This is a genomic window from Burkholderia sp. 28_3 (assembly GCF_003253915.1).
In the GTDB taxonomy this organism is placed as follows: Bacteria; Pseudomonadota; Gammaproteobacteria; order Burkholderiales; family Burkholderiaceae; genus Burkholderia; species Burkholderia cenocepacia.
The window spans coordinates 75,819-95,029 of record NZ_QKZF01000006.1; the positions used below are offsets into that span (position 1 = coordinate 75,819).

Consider the following 19,211-nt stretch of genomic DNA (forward strand, 5'->3'; position numbering starts at 1 on the left):
GTCCCGCGCCGCGCGGCGGTTCAGCGCCGCACGATCTTGCGCCGCTGCGCGCTGATGCCCGCGTAGTCGGGCAGCGATTCGACACGCTTGCCCGTCGCCTTCGCGTACAGCGGCATCAGGTCCGGCAGCCGGTTCAGCAGGTCCTGGCGGCGCGCGCTGCTGTACGGATGCGTGTAGATGAAGCCCGACGCCTTGTTCGCGCGGGTCGCGACCGCGAGCTTGTCCCACAGCGTGATCGCCGCGCGCGGATCGAAGCCCGCGCGGGCGGCGATGTCGCCGCCGATCACGTCGGCTTCGGTTTCGTCGGTCGGGTCGTAGTGGAGCGATTGCAGGCGCTCGCCGAGGTTCAGCGCCTGCGGCAGCGGATCGCCGACGCCGAACAGCGGCGGCAGCGCGGCCGCGCGCAGCGACGTCTGCGAGGTCACGCTGAAGTTGCTGCGCGCGTGTTCGCGCAGCGCATGCGCGATGCCGTGCGCGAGCAGCACGCCGAGCTCGTCGTCGTTCAGGCGCACCCGATCGAGCATGCCGCCGTACACGAGCACCTTGCCGCCCGGCAGGCAGGTCAGGCGGATGTCGCGCGAGCGGATCGCATTCACGTCCCAGGCCCAGCTTTTCACGCGATCGTTCCACTTCACCGAATACGGCGCGAGCTTCGCGACGATCGCGCGCAGCCGCTTCACGCGCGGCTGGTTCGCGCTCAGCAGCCGGTTGCTGTCGGCGGCCGCCTGGACGATCTGTGCGTATTCGTTCGCGGTGAGCTGTTCGAGCAGCGGCGACGGGATCAGCGTGCGGAATGCGATCGCGTTGCCGTAGCGGACCTGCTGCGGCGTCGGCGTATAGGCCTTCGCGGGCGCCGCGGCGCCGGTCGGCTGCGCGCCTTCCGCGATGGACGGCGCGGCAGGCGCGGCCGCCGTCGCAGGCGCGGGCGGCGTCGCCGGCGCGGAGCCCGCCGCGGTCGCGCCGGTGTCGCTCGCGCAGGCGTCCATCGCGGCCAGTGCTGCGGCGCCGATGCTCAACGCAGCCGCGACGCGGGCGAGACGATGCAGGCGGTTACTGCGCACGGCTCGCCTCGCCGTCGCGTGCGGTACCGTTCCACGGCGCGATCCTGAACAGCAGCAGCATGCCGGGAATCGCGAGCGCGGTACACACGATGAAGTAGTCGAACCAGCCGATCTTCGCGACGATGAAGCCGCTCGCGGCCGACGCGAGCGTGCGCGGCACCGACGCGAGGCTCGTGAAGAGCGCGAACTGCGTGGCCGTATAGCGCGGGTCGGTCGTGCTCGCGATATAGGCGACGAACGCGGCCATCGTCAGGCCGGTCGTGAAGGTCTCGAAGCCGTAGACGATCGCGAGCGCGACCGTCATCGGGCTGAATTGCGGCGTGACGGCGATGCCGAACACCGACAGCGCGGACGCGATCGCGTGACTCGTCGACACGGTGAAGTCGTACAGCATCGCGAGCACCGGCGAGCCGGGGCCGAGCTGCGCGAGCCACGCGAAGCCGAGCGTCGACACCAGCTGCAGCGCGCCGAAGATCCACAGCCCGCGGCCGATGCCGATCTTCACGAGCCAGATGCCGCCGATGATGCCGCCCAGCACGCTCGCGACGAGCGCGGTGGTTTTCGCGACGATGCCGATCTCGGTGCGCGTGAAGCCGATGTCGAGGAAGAACGACGTCGACAGCGTGGTGGCCATCGTGTCGCCGATCTTGTACAGGAAGATGAACGCGATGACGAGCAGCGCGCCGGCCCAGCCGTCGCGCTGGATGAATTCGCGGAACGGCAGCACGATCGCGTCGCGCAGGTTGCGCGGCGGCGCGCCGACCACTTCCGGCTCGCGCACGACGAGCGTCATCAGGATGCCCGGCAGCATGAACGCGCCGGTGATCGCGAACACGGCGTCCCACGGCATGTGGTCGGACAGGATCAGCGCCAGCGAGCCGGGGATCAGCGCGGCGAGCTTGTACGCGTTCACGTGCACCGCGTTGCCGAGGCCCTGCTCGGTGTCGCGCAGCAGCTCGCGGCGGTACGCGTCGATCACGATGTCGGCGCTCGCGCCGAAGAACGCGACGAGCGTGGTGAGCGCGGCGACCGTCCAGATCGAGTCGCGCGGCGACACGAAGCCGAGCGCGGCGATCGCGCCCGCGACCAGCAGCTGCGTGAGCAGCAGCCAGCCGCGCCGGCGGCCCGGCCGCCAGCCGGGCAGGCGCGGGATGTAGCGGTCCATCAGCGGCGCCCACAGGAACTTCCACGTATACGGGAACTGGATCAGCGCGAACAGGCCGATTTCCTTCAGGTTCACGCCTTCGGAGCGCAGCCATGCCTGCACGAGGTAGACGAGCGTGAAGAGGGGCAGACCCGACGTGAAACCCAGGAACACGCAGATCAGCATGTGCGTGTTCAGATAGGCTCGCCAGCCGGGGTGATCCTCGTGAGCGGTGAGTGCGGGCGCCTCGTGTGGCGTTTTCGACATGGACTGGAACTGGGTAGCGTTGACTGATGGCGGCGGCAGCGCAGGCGGCGCGAGCGGCGCACGAGGGGCGACCGCTCGCGCGTGCGGACCGGAGCTTCCGTCAACGGCCCCCCGGCTCAGCTGCGCTTGACGCGGTAGACAGCAAGACTACCACGCCAGTTCGCTCCCCATCGAATCGGCTGGCCTTCGTGCAGCACGATGCGGTCGAGAATCGTGACGCCGACCTCGGGCGCGAGCGCCTCGAAATCCTTGATCGTCAGCACCCGCACGTTCGGCGTGTTGTGCCACTGGTAAGGCAGCGACTTCGACACCGGCATGCGGCCGCGCAGCACCGACAGCCGGTGCGCCCAGTAGCCGAAGTTCGGGAACGACACGATGCATTCGCGCCCGACCCGCGCGGTTTCGCGCAGGATCGCGGCGGTCTGGTGAATCGTCTGCAGCGTCTGCGACAGGATCGCGATGTCGAAGCTGTGGTCCTCGAACAGGCGCAGGCCGTCCTCGAGGTTCTGCTGGATCACGTTGATGCCGTTCTTCGTGCTCGCGAGCACGCCCGCGTCGTTCAGCTCGATCCCGTAGCCGGTGACGTCCAGCTCTTCCATCAGCAGCGACAGCAGCGAGCCGTCGCCGCAGCCGAGGTCGAGCACGGTCGCACGCGGCTCGACCCAGCGCGCGATCGCGCGGAAGTCCGCGCGCGCGGACAGGGAATTCAGCGCTTGCTGGTTCATGCTCCTACCTCGTTGGCGATTCGTTCGTAATACGCGCGGATCAGGTTGTGATAACGCGCATCGTCGAGCAGGAACGCATCGTGGCCGTGCGGCGCATCGATTTCCGCGTAGCTGACCGTGCGCTTGTTGTCGAGCAGCGCCTTCACGATCTCGCGCGAGCGCGCGGGCGCGAAGCGCCAGTCGGTCGAGAAGCTCGCGATCAGGTACTTCGCCTGCGTGTGCGCGAGCGCGGCCGTCAGGTTGCCGTCGAACGCCTTCGCCGGATCGAAGTAGTCGAGCGCGCGCGTGATCAGCAGGTAGGTGTTCGCGTCGAAGTAGTCGGCGAACTTGTCGCCCTGGTAGCGCAGGTACGACTCGACCTCGAACTCGACGTCGAAGCTGAAGTTGTACGCGTCGAGCGCGCCGTCGGCGCGGCGCAGCGCCCGGCCGAATTTCTCGGCCATGTCGTCGTCGGACAGGTACGTGATGTGGCCGATCATCCGCGCGACGCGCAGGCCGCGCTTCGGCTTCACGCCATGCGCGTAGTAGTCGCCGCCGTGGAAATCGGGATCGGACAGGATCGCCGAGCGCGCGACCTCGTTGAATGCGATGTTCTGCGCGGACAGCTTCGGCGTCGACGCGATGTCGATGCAGTGCGCGACGCGTTCCGGATACATCAGGCTCCACGCGAGCGCCTGCATGCCGCCGAGGCTGCCGCCCATCACCGCGGCGAAGCGCTCGATGCCGAACGCGTCGGCGACGCGCGCCTGCGCATGCACCCAGTCCTCGACGGTGACCACCGGGAACTTCGCGCCGTACGGCTTGCCGGTCGACGGATCGATGCTCATCGGGCCGGTCGAGCCGAAACACGAGCCGAGGTTGTTCACGCCGATCACGAAGAAGCGGTTGGTGTCGAGCGGCTTGCCCGGGCCGACCATGTTGTCCCACCAGCCGGTGCTGCGCGGATCGTCCGCGTAGACACCGGCGACGTGGTGCGACGCGTTGAGCGCGTGGCAGACGAGCACCGCGTTCGAGCGTGCGGCGTTGAGCTCGCCGTACGTCTCGACGACGAGCTGATAGTTGCCGATCACGCTGCCGCTTTGCAAGCGCAGCGGTTCGGCGAAGTGCATGGTCTGTGGAGCGACGATGCCGATCGATTCCATTCGTTCCGCCTTATGACTGGGCGGCTAAATGGTGTCGGCGAGGCGCGGAGGCGAAGGTGCGCGGCTGACGACCTCTTTAGCCGCATTTGTAGTGAACCGCCAGGGCGAACACACAGCCACGCCCCGGCCGGTTCGCGCGCCCGCAATCGAGTCAGCAAATCGGCGCGCTTCCGACCTGCCGCCCGTGGGGCGACAGTCGGCAAAGTATAGCGGAAATTGCGAGGCCCGGATTCGGGCGCATGGCGGGGCGCGCCGTCATGCGTCGGTCACTGCAGGATCAGCCGCAGATGCGCATCGGCCTGCTCGCCCGGCGGCTTCTGGAACCCGCCTTTCGCGAACCGATGCCACCGGCCGATCACGTAGCTGACGAGCAGGCTCGCGCGGGCGCCGGGATCGTAGTCGGCGGGCAGCACGAACGGCGTCGCGCCGTCCTGCGGCGCATTCGCCTCGGTACGCGCGACGCGCAGGCATTGCTTGACGGTCGCCTCGATCCGGTCGAGCAGCTGGTTCACGCGCTCGGTGAGCCGCTCGTCCTCGCCGACCAGCGCCTCGCCGGTCAGCACGCGCGTCATGCCGGGGTTCTTCGCGGCGAAATTGAGCATCGTCAACGCGATCGTGCGGGCCTGCAGCACGCCGTTCGGCTCTTTCGCGACGATCTGGTTGACGAGCCCGAACAGCGCCTGTTCGATGAACTCGATCAACCCTTCGTACATCTTCGCCTTGCTGGTGAAGTGCCGATACAGCGCGGCCTCCGACACGTCGAGCCGGGCCGCGAGCGCGGCGGTGGTGATTTTCTCGGGTTTCGGGGCCTCGAGCATCGCCGCGAGCGTCTGCAGGATCATGACGCGGCGCTCGCCTGGCTTCGGGCGCGGGCGCGAGGGTGTGGCCTGGCCTTCCGTTACGGCTTGGTCCTGCGGGTAAGTCGGCTGCATTTTTGTCGCCCCGATCGTGTGCCCAGTCGCAGCGATTTTAACGAACGAATGCGCTGGTCGACATAATGCGGACGTCCGGTCGCCGGCAGATGGCCGGGCAAGTGGCCGGTGATCCATATCGTGCCGATGCCCAGACGCTTGTAGCGTTTCAGGTGGCCGCGCGTATCCTCGACGAGGATCGCGTCGGCGAGCCGTGCGTGCGCGGCGCGCAGCGTCCGGCGCAGCATCGTGTGATCGGGCTTCGCGCGCCACGTGCGGCGGTCGCGCATGTGCTCGATCGCGATCACGCGCTCGAACAGCCGCTCGATGCCCAGCTCGCGCAGCACCGCGCGCGCATAGTTTTCCGGCGCGTTGGTCAGGATCAGCTTGCGGCCCGGTAGCGCGGCGACGATCCGCGCGAGGCCGCGCTCGGCCCGCACCATCGCGGGCAGGTCGGAAAACGTGTGGACCACGCGCAGGAAATCGTGCGGGTCGATCGGGTGATGGCGCGTGAGACCGAGCAGCGCGGCGCCGTAGCGCTCGGTGTAGCCGGTGCGCAGGCGGTCGGCTTCGGCGCGCCCGACCTGCAGCGCGTCGATGATGTATTGCGTCATCGCACGGTTGATCTCGGGAAAGATCGCATGCGATGCGTGGTGCAGCGTGTTGTCCAGATCGAACAACCAGACCGGCGCGCCGGCGCGCGGCCGGCTGCGCGAGATGCGCCGGCGCCGCAGCGGGGCCGGCAGGTCGGGGCGGGCAGGCGGGCGGCGCGCGCTCAATGCGAGCGGATCATCGTGCCGAACGGCTGCTCGGTCAGGATTTCCAGCAGCACCGAATGCTCGATCCGGCCGTCGACGATGTGCACCGACTTCACGCCGCTCTTCGCGGCGTCGAGCGCCGACGAGATCTTCGGCAGCATGCCGCCGGAGATCGTGCCGTCCTCGAACAGCGCGTCGATCTCGCGCGCGGACAGGTCGGTCAGCAGGTTGCCGTCCTTGTCCATCACGCCCGGGATGTTGGTCATCATCAGCAGTTTCTCGGCGTTCAGCACCGTGGCGAGCTTGCCCGCGACCAGATCCGCGTTGATGTTGTACGACAGGCCGTCTTCACCGAAGCCGATCGGCGAGATCACCGGGATGAACGCGTCGTCCTGCAGCGCCTTCACGACCGCCGGATTGATCGCCTCGACTTCGCCGACCTGGCCGATATCGATGTACTGGCCCGGGTTGTCGCGGTCCGGCATCAGCAGCTTGCGCGCGTGGATCAGGCCGCCGTCCTTGCCCGTCAGGCCCACCGCGTGGCCGCCGAAGTGGTTGATCAGCATCACGATGTCCTGCTGCACTTCGCCGCCCAGCACCCATTCGACGACTTCCATCGTCTCTTCGTCGGTGACGCGCATGCCCTGGATGAAGGTGCCGGCCTTGCCGATCTTCTTCAGCGCGTGATCGATCTGCGGACCGCCGCCGTGGACGATCACCGGATTGATGCCGACCAGTTTCAGCAGGATCACGTCGCGCGCGAAGCCCTGCTTGAGCCGCTCTTCCGTCATCGCGTTGCCGCCGTATTTGATGACCACGGTCTTGCCGTGGTAACGACGGATGTACGGCAGCGCCTCCGCGAGGATTTCTGCTTTCAGCGTGGGGGCGATCTGCGAGAGGTCGATGGGCTCGGACATGGCGGCGGCTCTGGCTGGGAACGGTTGAAACAGGCCGAATTGTACAGGAGTGGCGCAGCGCAGCATCGGGTTTTTGGGCCGATCGGAACACCGGCGGCGCGCCGCGGCATCGCACGCGGCGGCCCGCCGGCTATGGCGCGGCGCGATTCGGGCGGCGCCGCGCGGGCGGCACCGGCGGGCTGGCGCGCGCGCGTTTGCGGTGGAGCCTGGCCAGGCGGCCGACGTGCAAAATCCGGCCGCCGCGCTATGCTTGTCGCGTGGGGCGATGTCCCGCCCGCTTCCGCGATTGCGCCATGACCGATTCCGCCGCCGACGCCCGTTCCGCTCCGCGCCGTGCGCGCTGCCCGCGCTGCGGGCGCGGCTTCGACTGCGGCGCGCACACGCAGCCGTTCGACTGCTGGTGCGCGTCGATGCCGGTGCCGCCCGGCGGTACGCCGCCCGCGGCCGGCGCGCGGTGCCGGTGCCCCGAGTGCCTGGCCGACGAGATTGCGCAGCGCATGGCCGGCGCGGCCGGTTGACGGTGCCGCGCCACGCACGCGCCTCGTCCGTTCGCGTGCGCCGATCCGGCCCCGCTAGAGGCGCCGGGCGCTAAACGGGTAAACTGCTCGGATGCAACGAATCACCACCACCGGGCGCGTCAACCTCAGTCACCTGTTCTGGCTCCGTAATCTCGCGATCATCGGCCAGCTCGTGACGATCGGCGTCGTGCAGACCTATTTCGGCGTGCATCTGCCGTTGCCGGCGATGCTGATGGTCATCGCGCTCGAAATCGTTTTCAACGCGCTGACCTGGGTGCGTGTGCTGCGTGCGCGGCCCGAGACCAATTTCGAGCTGCTCGGCCAGCTGTGGGTCGACCTCGGCGCGCTGTCCGCGCTGCTGTTCCTGTCGGGCGGGACGACCAACCCGTTCGTGTCGCTGTACCTGCCGTCGCTCGCGATCGCGGCGGCCGTGCTGCCGTGGCACCTGATGATCTGGCTCGCGGCGTTCGCGGTCGCCTGCTACGCGGCGCTCGGCTTCGACTCGGTGCCGCTCAACATGGATAACCCGGCGAACCTGTTCGATTACTACCGTACCGGAATGTGGGCGAACTTCATGGTCAGCGTCGGGCTGATCGCGTGGTTCGTCGCGCGCATGTCGAATGCGCTGCGCCAGCGCGACGCGGCGCTCGGCGAGGCGCAGGCGCATCTGCTGCGCGACGAGCGGGCCGTCGCGCTCGGCGTGCAGGCCGCCACCGTCGCGCATGAAATGGGCACGCCGCTGTCGACGATCGCGATGCTCGCCGAGGAGTTGCGCGACGCGGCGCGCGCCGATCCTGGGCTGGCGCGCTACGAGGCCGACCTGAAGGTGCTCGAGGAACAGATGACGCTGTGCACGTCGGCGCTCGCGCGCCTGCGCAGCCGCGCGAGCGCGCCGGCGAGCCGCCAGCCGGTGGACGACTGGCTCGACACGTTCGTCGAGCACTGGCGCCTGCGGCATCCGCACGTGCAGTTCGAACTGCTCGGCGCGCGCCCGGCCGGCGTCGCGCTCGACGATACGGTCGCGGCCGGCCAGATCCTGACGATCCTGCTCGACAACGCCGCGCGCGCGAGCCCGCAGCGCGTGACGCTCGCCGCGAAGGTCGCGCACGATCGCGCGGCCGACGAAATCGAATTCGAGGTATGCGACGATGGGCCGGGCATTCCGGCCGCGCTGCGCGAATCGCTCGGCGCGATGCCGGTCGACAGCACGCAGGGCGGGCACGGTGTCGGCCTGTATCTCGCGTTCAGTGCGGCCGCGCGACTCGGCGGCGAGATCGAACTGTCCGATGTCACGCCGCGCGCAGCGGGCGGCAACGGGCGGGCCGGCGGTGCGGCAAATGGCCACGCGGCGGCGGCCTCGGGACAACGCGCGGGATCACGCACGGGTGCACCGGCAGCCGAACGGCCAGCCGGCACGCCGGACAGCCGCCCGGCCGGCGCCGCGGCCGGGCGCGGCACGCGGGCCGTGCTGCGCCTGCCGGTCGTGCGCGTCGCGATGCCGGCGGCCTCAACCAACACGTAGACGGAGAAACCCCATGAGCGAGAACAATTTCCTGGTGATCGACGACAACGAGGTGTTCGCGGGCACGCTCGCGCGCGGCCTCGAGCGCCGCGGTTACGCGGTCCAGCAGGCGCACGACAAGGAGGCGGCGCTCCGGCTCGCCGCGGGCGGCAAGTTCCAGTTCATCACCGTCGACCTGCATCTCGGCGAGGATTCGGGGCTGAGCCTGATCGCACCGTTGTGCGACCTGCAGCCCGATGCGCGCATTCTCGTGCTGACCGGCTACGCGAGCATCGCGACCGCCGTGCAGGCCGTGAAGGAAGGCGCCGACAACTATCTCGCGAAGCCGGCGAACGTCGAGTCGATCCTGGCCGCGCTGCAGACCAACGCGACCGAAGTGCAGGCCGAAGAAGCGCTCGAGAATCCGGTCGTGCTGTCGGTGGACCGGCTCGAATGGGAGCACATCCAGCGCGTGCTGGCCGAGAACAACAACAACATCTCGGCGACCGCGCGCGCGCTGAACATGCACCGCCGCACGCTGCAGCGCAAGCTCGCGAAGAAGCCGGTGCGGCAGTAAGCGGCGCACCAACGAAAACGGGCGACCCCCGAAGGGGCCGCCCGCTTCTCATCCGGCGCCGCGCGCGTTACAGCACGTAGCGCGACAGGTCTTCGTCCTGCGACACTTCGCCGAGCGCGCGGTCGACATACTTCGCGTCGATCGTCACGCGCTCGCCGGCGTGGTTGCCCGCCGAGAACGACACTTCCTCGAGCAGCTTCTCGATCACCGTGTACAGCCGGCGCGCGCCGATGTTCTCGGTTTTCTCGTTGACCGCGAACGCGATCTCGGCGAGGCGCCGGATGCCGTCGTCGGCGAATTCGAGCTGCACGTCTTCGGTCGCGAGCAGCGCCTGGTACTGCTTGACGAGGCTCGCGTCGGTCGCGACGAGGATTGCCTCGAAGTCGTTCACCGACAGCGAATCGAGCTCGACGCGGATCGGGAAGCGGCCCTGCAGTTCGGGAATCAGGTCGCTCGGTTTCGCGAGGTGGAACGCGCCGCTGGCGATGAACAGGATGTGATCGGTCTTCACCATCCCGTACTTCGTGTTGACCGTCGTGCCTTCGACGAGCGGCAGCAGGTCGCGCTGCACGCCCTGGCGCGACACTTCGCCGCCGCTGCCTTCGTTGTTGCGCGACGTGATCTTGTCGATCTCGTCGAGGAACACGATGCCGTTCTGCTCGACGTTCTGCACGGCCTTCGTCTTCACTTCCTCTTCGTTCAGCATCTTCGCCGCTTCCTCGTCGGTCAGCAGCTTCAGCGCTTCCTTGATCTTCACCTTGCGGCGCTGCTTCTTGCCGCTGCCGAGGTTCGAGAACATCGAGCGAATCTGCTCGGTCATCTCTTCCATCCCCGGCGGCGCCATGATGTCCATGCCGACCGACGGCTGCTCGAGGTCGAGCTCGACTTCCTTGTCGTCGAGCTGACCTTCGCGCAGGCGCTTGCGGAAGGTCTGGCGCGTCGCGTTGTTGTCGTCGTTCGCGTGCTCGGCGTTGCCGCCGAAGCCCACCGCGCGCGGTTGCGGCAGCAGGATGTCGAGGATGCGGTCTTCCGCCTGGTCGGTCGCCTTGCTGCGCACCTTGCGCATTTCGGCTTCACGCGTCTGCTTGACCGAGATCTCGATCAGGTCGCGCACGATGCTGTCGACGTCGCGGCCGACGTAGCCGACTTCGGTGAACTTGGTCGCTTCGATCTTGATGAACGGCGCGTCGGCGAGCTTCGCGAGGCGGCGCGCGATTTCGGTCTTGCCGACGCCCGTCGGCCCGATCATCAGGATGTTCTTCGGCGTGATTTCCTGGCGCAGCGGGTCGGCGACCTGCTGGCGGCGCCAGCGATTGCGCAGCGCGACGGCGACGGCCTTCTTCGCCTTCGCCTGGCCGATGATGTGCTTGTCGAGTTCCGAGACGATCTCGGCAGGGGTCATGGTGCTCATGGGGTGTCCTTACTCGATCGTTTCGATGATGCGGTTGTGGTTCGTGTAGATGCACATGTCGCCGGCGATCCCGAGCGACTTCTCGACGATTTCGCGCGGTGACAGGTCGGTGTTCTCGACGAGCGCGCGGGCCGCGGCCTGCGCGTACGCGCCGCCCGAGCCGATCGCGCAGATGCCGCCTTCGGGGTCGAGCACGTCGCCGTTGCCGGTGATCACGAGCGTGGTGGTGGCATCGGCCGTGATCAGCATCGCCTCGAGGCGGCGCAGCATCCGGTCGGTGCGCCAGTCCTTTGCGAGCTCGACGGCCGCGCGGGTCAGGTTGCCCTGGTGCTTCTCGAGCTTCGCCTCGAAGCGGTCGAGCAGCGAGAACGCATCGGCGGTGCCGCCCGCGAATCCGACCAGTACCTGGTTGTTGTAGATCCGCCGCACTTTCCGCGCGCCACCCTTCATGACGATGTTGCCGAGGGTTACCTGGCCGTCGCCGCCGAGCGCGACCTTGTCGCCGCGCCGGACCGAAACGATGGTCGTGCCGTGAAATTGCTCCATCTGCGTTCCTTGAGAAAAACGGGGAAGAGTCGGGCGGCGCGACGCGCCGCCGCGTGAATCCGCAGTGCGCCGGGGAGCGGCCCGGCGCGCGTCCGTTTCATTTTAGGGCGGGCGCCGGGATATCAAGAGGGGGAGGCAAATCGGCCGGCAGCCGGGAACCGGTGCCGGAAAACAAAAAGCGCGCGGCAGGCCGCGCGCTTTCGGGAAGCAGCGTGTCTGAGCGGAATACCGCTCGATCAGTCGCCGAACAGCTTCTGGCGCAGCTCGCGGCGCTCCTGCGCCTCGAGCGACAGCGTGGCGGTCGGACGCGCGAGCAGGCGCGGAATGCCGATCGGCTCGCCGGTTTCCTCACACCAGCCGTAATCGCCGGAATCGATGCGGGCGAGCGACTGCTGAACCTTCTTGAGGAGCTTGCGTTCGCGATCGCGCGTACGCAGCTCGAGCGCGTGCTCTTCCTCGATCGTCGCGCGGTCGGCGGGATCGGGAACGATCACCGTCTCGCGCAGGTTCTCGGTCGTCTGGCCTGCATTCTTGAGGATGTCCGCCTGCAACTGTTCGAGCCGATTTTTGAAGAAGGCGAGCTGATCCTCATTCATGTAATCCTTGTCGCTCATCTTCAGGATTTCGGCTTCGGTCAAGAGTTTCTTCGTCATCTGCTTGCTTCTTCAATGTGCGGCAAATCAAGAGATATTGCCTGCACTTTGGGATTACCCGCAACCGCGCTTGCAATCATTTGCGATTTGCCGCCGCGGGGCCGAAAGCCTCTGGAAAACCGGTTCTCAAATACCAGGATAGGCCTGGCGCGGATTTGCGCGCGCTGCGAACCGGTGTGCTGCGCGGCAGATCGCATCGGCCGCGGCCGGGAGGCGGATGGGCGATCCGGCGCGGTTGCGATGCCCGGAAAACTGGTTCAGCAAGAACCGGGCCTGTTTGTTGCCGTACTCCAGCGGGCACGTATTGTAACTGAATCGCAAGCGGCCGCCGTATCGGGTCGATCCCCGTCGGCCGCGCCAATATCTAGAAAATATAACGCGCAAATCGCGAAAAAGCGATGACGGCGAAACCCTGCCCGGAAAAGGCGTCGCGCGGCTGCCGCAGCCGCCTGCGAAGGCGGCCGGCAGCGGGGTGCGGCAGGCGCCCGCGCGGGTCAGGCGAGGCAGGCGTCGAGGCCGTCGGTGATCAGGTCCTGCGGCAGGTCGACGCCGATGAACACCATCTTGTTGGTTTTCTTCTCGACCGGCAGCCACTTCGCCGCGAGGTCGCTGCCCATCATCTGGTGCACGCCCTGGAACACGACCTTGCGGTCGACGCCCTTCATGTACAGCACGCCCTTGTAGCGCAGCATGCGCTCGCCGTAGATCTGCAGGATGCCGCCGAGGAAGTCTTCCAGCTTGTTCGGATCGAACGGGCGGTCGTTGCGGTACACGAACGACTTGATCTTGTCGTCGTGGTGCGCGTGGTGATGGTTGTGGTGGCCGTGGTCGTGATCGTGCGCGCATTGGCCGTGATCGTGGTCGCAATTCGCGTGATCGTGATCATGGTCGTGATCGTGGTGGTGGTGCGCGTGATCGTCCTCGGCGAGGAAATCGGGATCGATCTCGAGCTTCGCGTTCAGGTTGAAGCCGCGCAGGTCGAAGATTTCCTTGATGTCCGCTTCGCCGAAATTCACGACCTTGATCGCGGCCTTCGGGTTCATGTGCATCAGGCGGTGCTTGAGGCCCGCGACGGTCTGGTCGTCGACGAGGTCCGACTTCGTGATGAACAGGCGGTCGGCGAAACCGACCTGGCGCTGCACCACTTCGTGTTCGTCGAGCTGCGCGTTCGCGTGCTTCGCGTCGACCAGCGTGATGACCGCGTCGAGCAGGAAATCGTCGGCAATTTCGCTGTCGATGAAGAACGTTTGTGCGACGGGGCCCGGGTTCGCGAGGCCGGTCGTCTCGATCACGATGCGGTCGAAGTCGAGCTTGCCTTCGCGCTTCTTCGCGGCCAGATCGCCGAGCGCGCGGGCGAGGTCGCCGCGGATCGTGCAGCAGATGCAGCCGTTGCTCATCTGGATGATCTGCTCGTTCGAATCCTGCACGAGGATTTCGTTGTCGATGTTCTCTTCGCCGAACTCGTTCTCGATCACGGCGATCTTCATGCCGTGCTGTTCGTTCAGGATGCGCTTGAGCAGCGTCGTCTTGCCGCTGCCGAGGAAGCCGGTAAGGATGGTGACGGGAGTGGCCATGTCGGTCGCCTGTGGTTCGTGAATCGGGGTCAAAACCAGGATGTGCGTCGCGCCCTCGCGCTGCGAGCCGGGGCGCACAACCATCCATTGAAACATACCTGTCAAGCCCCCGCCCATCGTCCGGACGACAGGGGCGAGGCGCGGCCCGACAGGCGGAGCTGGCGGACCGGGTGTCCGCCAAGATCGGGGCGATCAGACGATTTGCAACAGCAGGCCCTTCAGATATTCGCCTTCCGGGAACGCGGCGAGCAGCGGATGATCGACGCCCGCGCCGAGCCGCTTCAGGATTCGCGCGTCGACCTTCGCGTCGGCGGCCGCGCCCGCGACGATCTTCTGGAACAGGTCCATGTCGATCGCGCCCGAGCACGAGTACGTGAACAGCAGGCCGCCCGGACGCAGCAGCCTGAAACCGCTCAGGTTGATGTCCTTGTACGCGCGCGCCGCGCGATCGACGCTGTCGCGGGTCGGCGCGAACTTCGGCGGATCGAGCACGATCAGGTCGAATCGTTCGCCTTCGTCGACGAGGCGGCGTAGCGTCTTGAACGCATCGGCGTCGAGCCAGGTCGCGCGTTCGGCGTCGAAGCCGTTGGCGACGACGTTTTGCTGCGCGAGCGCGAGCGCATCGCCCGACGAGTCGATCGACACGACGCGTTTCGCGCCGCCCTTGAGCGCCGCGAGCGAGAAGCCGCCGGTGTAGCAGAAGCAGTTCAGCACGTCGCGGTCGGCCGCGTACTGCGCGACGAGCGCGCGGTTGTCGCGCTGGTCGACGTAGAAGCCCGTCTTGTGGCCGTTCGGCACGTCGACGTGATAGCGCACGCCGTTTTCGTTCGAGATCAGCGTCGCGGGCGGCGCGTCGCCGGCCAGCACGCCGGTCGTCTGTTCGAGCCCTTCCTTGTCGCGGATCGACACGTCCGAGCGCTCGTACGCGTTCGGGCAGCCGGTCGCGCCGGTGAGCGCCGCGACGATCGCGTCCTTCCACGCTTCGACGCCCGCGGCCATGAACTGGCAGACGAGCTGGCCGCGCGGCGCGGCGCCGGCCTCGGCGGTGTCCGCGACGTAGTAGTCGACGATCAGCCCCGGCAGCCCGTCGGCTTCGCCGAACACGAGCCGCACCGCGCCCGTGCCCGACACCATCGTCGTGCGGTGCGCGACCGCGCGCTGCACGCGGCGCTTGAAGAACGCGTGATCGATCGGCTCGTGCTCGTCGAAGCTCCACACCCGCACGCGGATCTGCGACTGCGGGCTGTACGCGCCGCGCGCGAGGAAGCGGCCGTCGTGCGCGCGCACGAGCACGGTCGCGCCGGGCGCGGGCTTGCCGTCGACGCGGTCGATCGCATTGGCGTAGATCCACGGATGGCGGCGCAGCAGCGATTTTTCCTTGGACGGCTTGAGGGTGACGGTTTGCATGATGAGATCGAAATGGGCCGGGCGCGGCGCCGGCCGATGCCGGCCGCCGCGCGTGGCGGGTAACACGGGACGCGCGTCAGTCGCGCTTCTTCGCGCGCGGATGCGCGCTGTCGTAAATCTTCGCGAGATGCTGGAAGTCGAGCGACGTATAGACCTGCGTCGCGGCGACGCTCGCGTGGCCGAGCAGTTCCTGCACCGCGCGCAGGTCGCCGCTCGACTGCAGCACGTGCGTCGCGAACGAGTGGCGCAACACGTGCGGGTGGACGTTGGCGGGGATGCCGGCGGCGAGCGCCGCGCGCTTCACGCGCTCGCGCACGACGCCCGGCGACATCCGGTTGCCGCGCACCGACACGAACAGCGGATGCGGATCGTGCTTCACGAATTCGCCGCGCACCGCGAGCCACGCGTTCAGTGCGTCGATCGCCTTGCGGCCGACCGGCACCTTGCGCTCCTTGTTGCCCTTGCCGCGCACGGTGACTTCGGCTTCGGCGAGATCGAGCCAGCCGGCCGAGCGGTAGCCGTCGGCCTGCGTGTACGTCACGTCGAGCCCGATCAGCTCGGCGAGGCGCAGCCCCGACGAATAGAACAGCTCGAGGATCGCGTGATCGCGGATGCCTTCGGTCGTGCCGGCGAGCGGCGCGTCCATCAGCGCGGATGCGTCGTCGACCGACAGCGCCTTCGGCAGCGTTTTTGGGCGCTTCGGCGCGCGCACCGCGGCCACCGGGTTCGCGGGCATCTCGATGCGTTGCGCGAGCCAGCGGTAGAACGCGCGCCACGCGGAGAGCCGGTGCGAGATCGAGCGCGCGGACAGCCCGCCCGCATGCGCGCGGGCGACCGCGCCGCGCATGTCGGCGGCGGTTAGCGCGTCGAGCGGCCGGCCGGCCGCGAGCTTCTTCAGTTCGTCGAGTTCGTGCGTGTACGCGCGCAGCGTGTGTTCCGACAGCTGCCTGACGTGCTTCAGGTTCGACAGGTAGGCGGCGATCGGATCGTCGGTCATCGCGTGCGGCGGATCAGTGCGGCAGCAGGCGCGTGAGCGCGGCGCTCGCGAGCGTCGCGATCTGTGCGAGGAAGTCGGTGGCCATCCCGTCGTGGAAGCGGCGCGGATCGGGCGAACCGAGGACCAGCAGGCCGAACGCGGGTGCATCGCTGCCGGCGAGCGGCGCGCGCAGCGCGAGCAGTGCGACCGACGCGGCCGAGCCGTCGCCGGCCGGCGCGGCTTCGGTGCCTTCCGCGGCGCTCGCGGCCGGGGCGGCGAGCGCGGGCGCGAGCCACTGGGCGGCTTCGAAGCCCGTGTTCGCGCCGCAGTACGGCGTCGACAGGCCGTTCGTGAACAGGCGCACTTCCTCGCCGACCTGGCGCGCGAAGTCGGCTTGCGCGTAGGTGTCGGCGACGTCCCACACGCGCAGCGCCGTCTGCGGCACGTCGAACACGTCGGCGATGCCGTCGGCGATCGTGCGCGGCAGCGCGTACGGATCGCGCTCCGCGATCACGCGCGCGGTCCAGCGGCTGAATTTCGCGGACAGGCTGTCGTTCTCGTGGCCGTAGCGCACGAGTTCGGCGAGCCGGCGCTCGAGGTGCTTGTTCTTGTCGCGCAGCATCTCCATCTGCCGCTCCTGCAGCGAGATCGCGGCCTTGCCGTGCGGGTTCGCGAGACGGATCGTCGCGAGCAGCTCGGCGTGCTGCGCGAAGAATTCGGGATTGGCGAGCAGGTAGTCGGCGACTTCGCGATCGTTCATGTGGCTGGAGCGTTCAGTTATCAAGGACGTTGCAGGGTCAGGCGTTCAGGTCGATCTCGCCTTCGAACACGGTCGTGGCGGGGCCGGCCATCATCAGCGCGGCGGCTTCGTCGCGCGCGCCGTCCCAGCCGATCGTCAGCGTGCCGCCGTGCGTGTGCACGGTCACGGGCGAATCGAGCAGGCCGCGCCGGATGCCGGCCGCGACCGCCGCGCATGCGCCGGTGCCGCACGCGAGCGTCTCGCCCGCGCCGCGTTCGTACACGCGCAGCTTCACTTCGCGGCGCGACACGATCTGCATGAAGCCGGCGTTCACGCGCTGCGGGAAGCGCGCATGATGCTCGATCAGCGGGCCTTCTTCCAGCACCGGATACGCTTCGGCATCGTCGACGACCTGCACGGCGTGCGGATTGCCCATCGACACCGTCGAGATCCAGCGCGTCGCGCCGCCGACGTCGAGCGGCCACAGCGTGTCGCGGCCTTCCTGGCGGCCGTCGAGCCCCGCTGCGTCGAACGGCACCTGCGCCGGCGCGAACACGGGCGCGCCCATGTCGACGACGACTTCGCCGTTGTCCTGCAGCGTCAGCGTGATCAGGCCCTTCATGACCTGCACGCGCACGCTGCGCTTGTCGGTCAGGCCGCGGTCGCTGACGAACTTCACGAAACAACGCGCGCCGTTGCCGCAGTGCTCGACCTCGCCGCCGTCGCAATTGAAGATCCGGTACTTGAAATCCGCGCCGTCGACGGTCGGTTTCTCGACCAGCAGCAACTGGTCGGCGCCGATGCCGAAATGGCGGTTGGCGAGTGCGCGCACCTGCGCGTCGGTGAGCGGCGGCAGCGCGCGCGAATAGCCGTCGAGCACGACGAAGTCGTTGCCCGCGCCGTGCATCTTGGTGAACGAGAGTTTCACTGGGTCCGGAATTCCATGGCGAACGAGGCGGTCGGCACGACACGGACGGCCGGCGGCCATGCCGGGGCAGCCTCGTTCGTCGTGCTGATCTCAACCGCAAATGATACATGCAGCCGACAGGGGCGTCCTGCGCGGGCGGGGCCGCGTGTCCGTCGTGCAGATGGAAGGGGCGCAATCTGCCGATTGGCCGACTGGCCGCGCGAACGACGAGCGGCCGGATCGACAGGGGGGCGGTGCGGCAGGCGGGCGCGCAAAGGGCGCCGAAGGCGGCGAGAGCGCAGGCACGCACATGACGGCGCACCCGCGCATGTTTCGCGGCAGGGTCAGTACAGGCTCGGCTCGCCGGGCGGGCGCGTCTTGAAGCGCTTGTGCACCCAGTAATACTGCTCGGGCATCAGCGGAATCTGCTCCTCGAGGAATTCGTTCATCCGCCGCGCGTCGAGATCGTCGTCGCCGGTCGGGTAGTGATCCCACGGCTTGAATACCCTCAGACGATAGCCCTTGTAGTTCGGCAGCACCTCGCCGATGAACGGCACGACCTGCGCGCGGCCCGTCTTCGCGAGCCGGCCGACGGCCGTCAGCGTGCAGGCCGGCACGCCGAAGAACGGGACGAACGTCGAGTTGCGCAGCCCGTAATCCATGTCCGCGCCGAGCATCACCGGCTTGCGGTCGCGCAGCCAGCGCAGCACGACGCGCGCGCTGTCCGCGCGGCCGACCATCTCGGCGTCGAAGCGCCCGCGCGCCTTCTTCGCCTCTTCCTCGAGCACCGCGTTCGAGAACGGCTGGTACAGCGATCCGCAGCGGCGGTGCAGCGAACGGTTGAGCCAGATCGAACCGGCCTCGATGCCGACGAAGTGCAGGCCGAGGAACAGCGTCGGCGGCAGGTCGGGATCGGTGAGATCGACCGCGCTGTCCACCTGGATCAGCTTCGCGAGCTTCTTCTCCGAGCCGAACCACTGCACGCTGCGCTCGACGTAGCTGCGGATCGCATGACGGAAATGCTGGCCCGCCACTTCCTCGCGCCGCTCGTCGCTCCAGTCCGGGAAGCAGAGTTTCAGATTCGTATGTACGATGCGCTTTCGCCGGCTGGGGATCTGATACAGCAGCCAGCCGAGGCCATCGCCGAACCGTGCGGTCAGACCGTACGGCAGCAGGGCGAGCAGCTTCAGCAAGCCGATGGCGAGGTGCGTGCCGAGGCGGCCTAGCATGCGGAATCTCCGTAGGGCCGGCTGGCCGGCACGTTGCGAACAGGGTGGTAAGACAGCGGAAGATGCAGCACGGGCGGCGCTCTGTGACAATTCAGGAAAGCCGCTATAATACGGGCTTCGCCGAGTTAACTGACAACTTGCGGGGCGAAGCCGGTTGGCGCGACACGCGCTGCCCGGTCCTGGTAATCCGCTAAAGCGTCGCCGCTTCAGGCCCAACGAAGCTGGCTACGTGAAACCAACCGTAACCA

Annotated in this window: 19 protein-coding genes; 3 read left to right on the forward strand and 16 right to left on the reverse strand. The window is 68.0% G+C overall.

The genetic code is table 11. The features are described 5' to 3' along the window. Window positions 1-20 precede the first annotated feature (20 nt). The 7 genes from DFS13_RS15290 to argB all read right to left on the reverse strand — a co-directional run bounded on the left by DFS13_RS15290 (window position 21) and on the right by argB (window position 6,925). Entirely contained in the window at window positions 21-1,061 is a 1,041-nt protein-coding gene (locus DFS13_RS15290; RefSeq protein WP_034201229.1) for a M48 family metallopeptidase, read from the reverse strand. Then, complete coding sequence (locus DFS13_RS15295; RefSeq protein ID WP_006484646.1) at window positions 1,051-2,472, reverse strand: AmpG family muropeptide MFS transporter; 1,422 nt, start codon at window positions 2,470-2,472, stop codon at window positions 1,051-1,053. The genes DFS13_RS15290 and DFS13_RS15295 overlap by 11 nt, the downstream gene beginning before the upstream one ends. 116 nt (window positions 2,473-2,588) lie before the next feature. Next, window positions 2,589-3,197, reverse strand: a complete 609-nt coding sequence (metW, locus tag DFS13_RS15300) for a methionine biosynthesis protein MetW (RefSeq protein WP_006484645.1) — start codon at window positions 3,195-3,197, stop codon at window positions 2,589-2,591. Beyond that, the gene (locus DFS13_RS15305; protein ID WP_006484643.1) at window positions 3,194-4,339 is read right to left on the reverse strand and encodes a homoserine O-acetyltransferase; all 1,146 of its coding nucleotides are present in this window, start codon (window positions 4,337-4,339) and stop codon (window positions 3,194-3,196) included. Before DFS13_RS15305 ends, metW begins: the two co-directional genes overlap by 4 nt. Window positions 4,340-4,605: 266 nt before the next feature. Next, window positions 4,606-5,271: a nucleoid occlusion factor SlmA gene (gene slmA / locus DFS13_RS15315; protein WP_012492337.1), complete on the reverse strand. Its 666-nt coding sequence runs from the start codon at window positions 5,269-5,271 to the stop codon at window positions 4,606-4,608. Beyond that, complete coding sequence (locus DFS13_RS15320) at window positions 5,238-6,029, reverse strand: pyrimidine 5'-nucleotidase (protein ID WP_006495545.1); 792 nt, start codon at window positions 6,027-6,029, stop codon at window positions 5,238-5,240. Before DFS13_RS15320 ends, slmA begins: the two co-directional genes overlap by 34 nt. Beyond that, a complete protein-coding gene (gene argB / locus DFS13_RS15325) occupies window positions 6,026-6,925 on the reverse strand; it encodes an acetylglutamate kinase (RefSeq protein ID WP_006490510.1) in 900 nt (299 codons plus the stop codon). Before argB ends, DFS13_RS15320 begins: the two co-directional genes overlap by 4 nt. A gap of 293 nt (window positions 6,926-7,218) precedes the next feature. Between argB and DFS13_RS15335 the strand changes: the two genes are divergently transcribed. The 3 genes from DFS13_RS15335 to DFS13_RS15345 all read left to right on the forward strand — a co-directional run bounded on the left by DFS13_RS15335 (window position 7,219) and on the right by DFS13_RS15345 (window position 9,521). Further along, on the forward strand, window positions 7,219-7,443 hold the full coding sequence (locus tag DFS13_RS15335; RefSeq protein WP_006495544.1) for a cysteine-rich CWC family protein: 225 nt from the start codon (window positions 7,219-7,221) through the stop codon (window positions 7,441-7,443). A gap of 91 nt (window positions 7,444-7,534) precedes the next feature. Further along, a complete protein-coding gene (locus DFS13_RS15340; RefSeq protein ID WP_006495543.1) occupies window positions 7,535-8,965 on the forward strand; it encodes an ATP-binding protein in 1,431 nt (476 codons plus the stop codon). Window positions 8,966-8,978: 13 nt separating this feature from the next. Then, complete coding sequence (locus DFS13_RS15345) at window positions 8,979-9,521, forward strand: response regulator transcription factor (RefSeq protein WP_006483687.1); 543 nt, start codon at window positions 8,979-8,981, stop codon at window positions 9,519-9,521. 67 nt (window positions 9,522-9,588) lie between these two features. On the opposite strand, the gene hslU is transcribed toward DFS13_RS15345, so the two are convergent. The 9 genes from hslU to lpxL form a co-directional block, all read right to left on the reverse strand. Then, window positions 9,589-10,932: an ATP-dependent protease ATPase subunit HslU gene (gene hslU, locus DFS13_RS15350; protein ID WP_006483681.1), complete on the reverse strand. Its 1,344-nt coding sequence runs from the start codon at window positions 10,930-10,932 to the stop codon at window positions 9,589-9,591. A 9-nt stretch (window positions 10,933-10,941) separates the two neighbouring features. Further along, the gene (hslV, locus tag DFS13_RS15355; protein ID WP_006483683.1) at window positions 10,942-11,478 is read right to left on the reverse strand and encodes an ATP-dependent protease subunit HslV; all 537 of its coding nucleotides are present in this window, start codon (window positions 11,476-11,478) and stop codon (window positions 10,942-10,944) included. 236 nt (window positions 11,479-11,714) lie between these two features. After that, window positions 11,715-12,131: an RNA polymerase-binding protein DksA gene (gene dksA, locus DFS13_RS15360; protein ID WP_006477498.1), complete on the reverse strand. Its 417-nt coding sequence runs from the start codon at window positions 12,129-12,131 to the stop codon at window positions 11,715-11,717. Between the two features lie 494 nt (window positions 12,132-12,625). Further along, entirely contained in the window at window positions 12,626-13,801 is a 1,176-nt protein-coding gene (locus DFS13_RS15375) for a GTP-binding protein (RefSeq protein ID WP_171984008.1), read from the reverse strand. Window positions 13,802-13,897: 96 nt separating this feature from the next. Further along, window positions 13,898-15,112, reverse strand: coding sequence for a class I SAM-dependent rRNA methyltransferase (locus DFS13_RS15380; RefSeq protein ID WP_111441860.1), 1,215 nt, complete (start codon window positions 15,110-15,112; stop codon window positions 13,898-13,900). A 76-nt stretch (window positions 15,113-15,188) separates the two neighbouring features. Then, on the reverse strand, window positions 15,189-16,109 hold the full coding sequence (xerC, locus tag DFS13_RS15385; protein ID WP_006483686.1) for a tyrosine recombinase XerC: 921 nt from the start codon (window positions 16,107-16,109) through the stop codon (window positions 15,189-15,191). Window positions 16,110-16,122: 13 nt separating this feature from the next. After that, window positions 16,123-16,848, reverse strand: a complete 726-nt coding sequence (locus DFS13_RS15390) for a DUF484 family protein (RefSeq protein WP_034201232.1) — start codon at window positions 16,846-16,848, stop codon at window positions 16,123-16,125. 37 nt (window positions 16,849-16,885) lie between these two features. Continuing rightward, complete coding sequence (gene dapF / locus DFS13_RS15395) at window positions 16,886-17,755, reverse strand: diaminopimelate epimerase (RefSeq protein ID WP_111441861.1); 870 nt, start codon at window positions 17,753-17,755, stop codon at window positions 16,886-16,888. Window positions 17,756-18,078: 323 nt separating this feature from the next. After that, the gene (lpxL, locus tag DFS13_RS15405; protein WP_006482982.1) at window positions 18,079-18,963 is read right to left on the reverse strand and encodes a lauroyl acyltransferase LpxL; all 885 of its coding nucleotides are present in this window, start codon (window positions 18,961-18,963) and stop codon (window positions 18,079-18,081) included. Between the last annotated feature and the right edge of the window lie 248 nt (window positions 18,964-19,211).